Origin of the sequence: Nitratidesulfovibrio oxamicus, from assembly GCF_015731765.1 — a bacterium.
In the GTDB taxonomy this organism is placed as follows: domain Bacteria; phylum Desulfobacterota; class Desulfovibrionia; order Desulfovibrionales; family Desulfovibrionaceae; genus Cupidesulfovibrio; species Cupidesulfovibrio oxamicus.
Genome location: NZ_VRYY01000261.1, coordinates 1 through 3641, shown reverse-complemented (window position 1 = coordinate 3641; position 3641 = coordinate 1). Strand labels below are relative to the sequence as shown.

Below are 3641 nucleotides of genomic sequence, written 5' to 3'. Positions count from 1 at the left end.
GCGGCTGGCCATCCCCGCCGGGGTGGCCGTGGAGCCGCTGGCGCCCGGCGCGGCGGGGTTCGTGTACTCGCGCAGCGGGCTTGGGACGCGCATGGGCCTTACCGTCAGCCAGGGGGTCGGTGTCATCGACCCCGACTATCGCGGCGAGATCGTGGTCTCGCTGCTGAACACCTCTGGCGAGGAACGACGAATTCGCCGTGGCGAGCGCATCGCGCAGCTAGTGTTCCAGCCGTATTTCCATGCCCTCGTCGAAGAGGCGGACGCCCTTGGCGAGACGGCGCGCGGCGCGGGCGGGTTCGGGCATACCGGCGCCCTGTGAAGACTGTTTCCGATCGGAAACAGTTATAAAGACGTGGGCAGCCCCACCGTGCACCGCCGCATCCGAATACTTCCATCATTCTCCGGAGACACGCCATGAGCGAACGGTTCGAAGCGCTGAAAGCGCGCGAGGAATCCCTGTTGTGCCGCACCTACGGTCGGTATCCCATTTCCGTCGTGCGGGGCCATGGGGCGCGCCTGTGGGACGTTGACGGGCGCGAATACGTGGACCTGCTGTCCGGCATCGCCGTGACCTCGCTGGGGCACTGCCACGAGGAACTGGCCGAGGTGGCCGCCGCCCAGGCCCGCAAGCTGGTGCACGTCAGCAATCTTTTCTATCAGGAAGAACAACTGGACCTGGCCGAAAGGCTGCTGTCCACCAGTCACTGCACCAAGGCGTTCTTCTGCAATTCCGGCGCGGAAGCCAACGAGGCGGCCATCAAGCTGGCCCGGCGCTACATGCAGCGCGTGCAGGGGCGCGAGGCCTACGAGATCATCACCCTGACCGGCGCCTTCCACGGGCGCACCCTGGCCACGGTGGCCGCCACCGGGCAGGCCAAGTTCCAGGACGGCTTCCACCCCATGCCGGATGGGTTCCTGCAGGTGCCTTCGGGCGACATCGAGGCCCTGCGCGCCGCCATCGGCCCGCGGACCGCGGGCGTGCTGGTGGAAGTCGTGCAGGGCGAAGGCGGCGTGTGCCCGCTGGCCCCCGACTATGCCCGGGCAGTGCAGGCCCTGTGCCGCGAGAAGGGCGTGCTGTTCATGACCGATGAAATCCAGGCGGGCATGTGCCGCACCGGGCGGTTCTGGTCCTTCCAGAATTACGGTCTCACGCCGGACATCGTCAGTTGCGCCAAGGCCCTGGCCAACGGTCTGCCCATGGGCGCCATGATGACCACCGACGAGGTGGCGCGTGGCTTCGTGGCGGGCAGCCATGCCACCACCTTCGGGGCGGGGGCGCTGGTTTCCGCCGTGGCGTCCAAGACCGTGGAAATCATGCTGCGCGATGACCTTGCCGGGCGCGCCGCCACGGAAGGCGAACGCATCATGGCCCGATTCCGTGCCATGGGCGAAAGGCTGCCCGGCACCATCGACCACGTGCGCGGACTTGGCCTGATGATCGGCGTGGTGCTGGCCTTCCCCGGCAAGGAGGTCTGGCAGGCGCTCATCGACAGGGGCTTCATCTGCAACCTGACCCAGGATTGCGTGCTGCGCCTGCTGCCTGCCCTGACCATACCCCGCGCCGACCTTGATGCCTTTGCCGACGCGCTGGAGGATATCCTGTCCGCGCGCACCTCGGCATAGCATATGCCTGCCTGACGCGCCGCACGGGGAAGCCCCCTTCCGCATGATGCACGACGCCCCGTCGGCTGGTCTTCCGGACCGCCCGGCGGGGCGTTTCGCATGGCGCTTGAAGCCCGGCAAAATAATGGCGTGGCCCGGTTGCCGGACTTACTGTATGCAATGAACATGGGAAAACCGCGCGGCGGGACGTGGCCGCGCGGCACATGCATGGCGCGCCCGCCGTACGGCACGGATGCCCGGCCAGCGCGCAGGAGGGGAGGGGCATGAGCGACCTCGGCATATCGTCAACCAGTTTTGGCGGCTTTGGCAACTGTGGCAGTTCCGGCAGCTTCGGCAGTTCCGGTGCATGGGACAGCCAGACCTTTGGCGCGGCGGTGGTGAGCAAGACGCTGGACACCATGAACGGCGTGGCGTCTTCGCCGTTGCAGGCGGCTCCCTGGGACAAGCAGACCTTCGGCGCCGCCGTGGTGGGCAAGACCCTGGACTACATGAATGCGCCGGGCATGGGCAGCACGGGCGGAACCGGCTCCAAGGGCTGGTCCGGCTCCATGAGCGCCGATTACGATTTCCAGAAGTCGGTGCTGGGGGCGGCCTATTCCGGCGCGGGCGCCCTGGTGGACATGTACGCCTGATGGCAGCCCAGTGCGGAGCGGCCAGGCAGGGGCTGACAGGTTGATGCACGGCGTCCGCCCGCACGGGGGGGCGCCGTTTCACGTTTCCCTTCTGCCGCAATGCGTTGCAACCGGGCAGGGCAGCGGGCGTCCGCGCCGGACAGGCATGGCGGACGACGCGGCACTGGTGGGATAACGAAGCGGGGCTTTGTTCCCGCAATACCCCGCCGGGATAGGCTATTTACGTTTTTGTCAATGATTTCGCTTGACAGCGCTCCAAGCCGTCCGCTACAACACCGCAACACGCCTGTAGAAACGTGTGGCACTTCCTGCGAGCGATGCGGGGGCTTTCCCGTGTCGGTAGTATGGCTTTCGCGGCGCAGCAACCAATTGTACCGGGCGGTGGTTTTCTGTCCGTACAGTGTCGCGCCGCGCAAGGGGCCAGCGCGCCGTCCGGGGTTCTGCCCGGGGTGGTGCAGTGTCCTGCATCGCGGGGCGCTTTCCTGACAATATGGTAAAAAGACGGCGGCGGCCCGCGCCACTGCCGGTACAGCATACGGACGGTCGCGCATGGCGATGATCGAATTCCACGACGTGCACAAGTGGTACGGCGAATTCCACGTGCTCAAGGGCATCACCCAAAAGGTGGAGAAGGGCGAGGTGCTGGTCATCTGTGGCCCCTCCGGCTCCGGCAAGAGTTCCTTCATCCGGTGCCTGAACCGCCTGGAGCCCATCCAGAAGGGGCAGATCCTGCTCGAAGGCAAGAGCATCCACGACAAGGGCGTGGACGTGAACGAACTGCGCACCGAGGTGGGCATCGTCTTCCAGCAGTTCAACCTGTACCCTCATCTTTCCGTGCTGCACAACGTGACCCTTGCGCCCACCAAGGTGCGCAAGATGCCCAAGGCCAAGGCGGAATCCATCGCCATGGAACTGCTGGAGCGCGTGGGCATCCACGACCAGGCCCGCAAGTATCCCGTCGAGCTTTCCGGCGGCCAGCAGCAGCGCGTGGCCATTGCCCGCGCCCTGGCCATGCAGCCCAAGGTCATGCTGTTCGACGAGCCCACCAGCGCGCTCGACCCCGAAATGATCAACGAAGTGCTCAACGCCATGAAGGACCTGGCCCGCGCGGGCATGACCATGCTCTGCGTGACCCACGAAATGGGCTTCGCGCGCGAGGTGGCGGACAGGGTCGTCTTCATGGACGGGGGCAAGGTGATCGAAGAGGCCCCGCCGGACGTCTTCTTTTCCAATCCCAGGCACGAGCGTACCCAGGCCTTCTTGCGGGAAATTCTGTAGCGCTTCCTGCCGACGCGCGCCGTCGGCAGGCCCACAGCCGGGCGGCGCGCCTGCGCCTCGGGCACGACACGCGATACCCCCGGCCGCCGCGTGGCGGCACGCCGGGTT

At 66.6% G+C, this 3641-nt stretch carries 4 protein-coding genes; all 4 read left to right on the top strand.

Annotated features, from left to right (window positions below):
• Positions 1-319: dUTP diphosphatase (dut, locus tag FVW20_RS09820; protein WP_196609285.1), on the top strand; the 319-nt coding region annotated here is incomplete at its 5' end.
• A 95-nt stretch (positions 320-414) separates the two neighbouring features.
• Positions 415-1623: an aspartate aminotransferase family protein gene (locus FVW20_RS09815; protein WP_196609284.1), complete on the top strand. Its 1209-nt coding sequence runs from the start codon at positions 415-417 to the stop codon at positions 1621-1623.
• Between the two features lie 263 nt (positions 1624-1886).
• Positions 1887-2255: a hypothetical protein gene (locus FVW20_RS09810; RefSeq protein ID WP_196609283.1), complete on the top strand. Its 369-nt coding sequence runs from the start codon at positions 1887-1889 to the stop codon at positions 2253-2255.
• Between the two features lie 549 nt (positions 2256-2804).
• Positions 2805-3533 (top strand): amino acid ABC transporter ATP-binding protein, encoded by a 729-nt coding sequence (locus FVW20_RS09805; protein WP_307831470.1) that lies wholly within the window; start codon positions 2805-2807, stop codon positions 3531-3533.
• Positions 3534-3641: the final 108 nt, after the last annotated feature.